This is a genomic window from Duodenibacillus massiliensis (assembly GCF_900128485.1).
Lineage (GTDB): Bacteria > Pseudomonadota > Gammaproteobacteria > Burkholderiales > Burkholderiaceae_F > Duodenibacillus > Duodenibacillus massiliensis.
Genome location: NZ_LT635850.1, coordinates 1 through 2,292, shown reverse-complemented (window position 1 = coordinate 2,292; position 2,292 = coordinate 1). Strand labels below are relative to the sequence as shown.

At 55.5% G+C, this 2,292-nt stretch carries 2 protein-coding genes; both read left to right on the top strand.

Features of this window, described 5'->3' with window-relative positions:
- Window positions 1–141: 141 nt before the first annotated feature.
- The gene (gene istA / locus BQ7486_RS00625; protein ID WP_162272207.1) at window positions 142–1,434 is read left to right on the top strand and encodes an IS21 family transposase; all 1,293 of its coding nucleotides are present in this window, start codon (window positions 142–144) and stop codon (window positions 1,432–1,434) included.
- Window positions 1,434–2,225 carry an IS21-like element helper ATPase IstB gene (gene istB / locus BQ7486_RS00620; RefSeq protein WP_074008582.1) on the top strand — a complete coding sequence of 264 codons (792 nt, stop codon included), beginning with the start codon at window positions 1,434–1,436 and terminating at the stop codon, window positions 2,223–2,225. Before istA ends, istB begins: the two co-directional genes overlap by 1 nt.
- Window positions 2,226–2,292 lie beyond the last annotated feature (67 nt).

Here is a 2,292-nt window from a genome sequence, read left to right as displayed (position 1 = left end):
TGTTGCACGACATACTAAAGTACCCACCAAACGACATTAATTTTGACCCACCTCGAGGGGGCGTCGTGAGGTACTTTTACAATGACGAGAAAGTCGAGGATCATGGGTTCCGTTGTTCATCACAACGGAGGTTCCAAAACCATGATTACCAAAGAATGCCGTCTTCTTGTGCGGCAACTTGTTCTTGAAGAACACAAACCCATCCGCCATGTCGCCCGGATCTTGGGCATGGCACGCAACACGGTTAAGCGGTGCCTGCAGACGGATACCGACCAACCCCGCCGAGACACCCGCAGTCAGGCCGGCCGCTTTCTGGCCGAGCACTCCGACGAGGTGCGAAACAGCTTCTACACGTGCGAGAGCCGCTGTCCACCACTGCAGAGTTTGTTGCGTGAGACTTACGGCGTTGACATCCCCCTGAGAACGCTTGAGCGGTTTTGCAAGCCGTTTCGTGAGGCTGCCCGAGCTTGCCTGCAGCAGCAGGCTATTCACGGTCGCTACGAGACTGCTCCGGCACAGCAGTTGCAGATCGACTTCGGCGAGAAGGTTGTTCGGTTGGGCGGGAAGATGACACGCCTGCACTTTTTTGTTTGCAAGCTCGGTTACTCACGCCGATTGTTTGCCAAGGCCTATCCGTCTGAGACCCAGACTGCCTGGCTGGACGGGCTTGAGTCGGCCTTCCGCTACTTCGGCGGTCTGCCTTACTGCATCGTGTGCGACAACGCTTCCAGTCTGGTTCGCAACCACTATGCCAAGACGGCGGTCGAACGCTTTACCGAGCGCTTCTACCAGTTCTGCACCTACTACGGTCTCAAGCCGATTGCGACCGCCGTGTGTAAGCCTCGCAGCAAGGGAAAAGTGGAATCGGGGGTGAAGTATCTCAAAGGCAATCTGGCCGGCGTCAACAAACCCACCATCGAGGATTGGAACCTGTGGCTTGAGGCTTGGTGCCGATCTTCCGACGAGCGCAAGCTCTCGACGGTGTTTGACGGTCCTCGGACTCCTGCCCAGAGGTGGCAAATCGAGCTCCCCAAAATGCGTGCGCTCAGTAAGCCGCCGATGATCCACACCTACGTGGAGACTCGCAAGGTCGGCAACAACGACGGTCTTATCCGTGTTGACAACAAGTACTACCGAGTCCCCCAACATCTTGTCGGAATGAAGGTGCAGATTCAGATCGACGAGGCAACGATTTCTGTGTTGCAAGGGGGTGTTATGGTAGCCACACTCGATAAGACCGCCGATGTATTTAACCCTCAAGCTCAAAATCTGTCAAACGGTGAGATCGAGAAGGATGCCTACGACAAGAGTCGGGACAAGCTTGCCGAGGATCCTCAGTGGCAAGCTTACAGTGAGCACCGCAGCGCTCTCAGCGCCGATACGCGTGCCTATGACGACAGCATCGGCTGGACCGAGCCCAAGGAGCAAGAGTGATGAGCCGTGAATCTGATGAGAGGCTCTGCTCTCTGGCCGATCGTTTGCGTCTGCCCTATCTGCGCGACCACATGACCGAAGTTCTCGAGAATATTGCGCAGGCCAAAATGACGCCCCGTCAGGCTATCGAGTACGCCTTCGGCAAGGAAGTGCAACAGCGTGAATGCAATCGCTTCAAGCAGTTGCTGCAGTCGGCGCATCTGCCGACGATCAAGAAGCTGGAAGATTTCGATCTGACGGCGCAGCCGTCTATCAACCCCGGGACTATCCGTGAATTGGCCAGCTTGGAGTGGATTGACGCCGGCGAGAATGTCGCCTTCTTCGGCGTTCCTGGTGTGGGTAAGACGCATCTGGCGATCGGGCTTGGCTACAAGGCCATTGAGAGCGGTCGGTCCGTGCGTTTTTACACGGCGGCCAATTTGCTCGCCACGCTTGAGAAGGCGTCAAGAGAAGATACGTTGGAAGCGAAGCTGCGGGAAATCAACAAGCCCCAGGTGATCATCATCGATGAGATTGGCTACCTGCCGTTCTCGCCGTCGGCAGCACATCTTCTGTTTCAGTTGATCAACCGCCGTTACGAGAAGAAGAGCGTGGTCATCACGAGTAATCGACCGCCCTCGGAATGGAGGCTCATCTTTGCCGACGAAGCGGTGGCCGCGACGATCCTCGATCATCTTCTGCACCACAGCACAGCGTTAACCATCACGGGAAGCAGCTATCGATTGAGGGAGCATCGCCGTCAGGCCCTGAACAAGGGGCTTTTAACCAAGGACAATCGTCCCGAGTCGTAACAATAACGTTACGCTGTAACGTTACAGCAATTTTTGAAGAGATTAAAAATGATGAAAGATCAAAGTG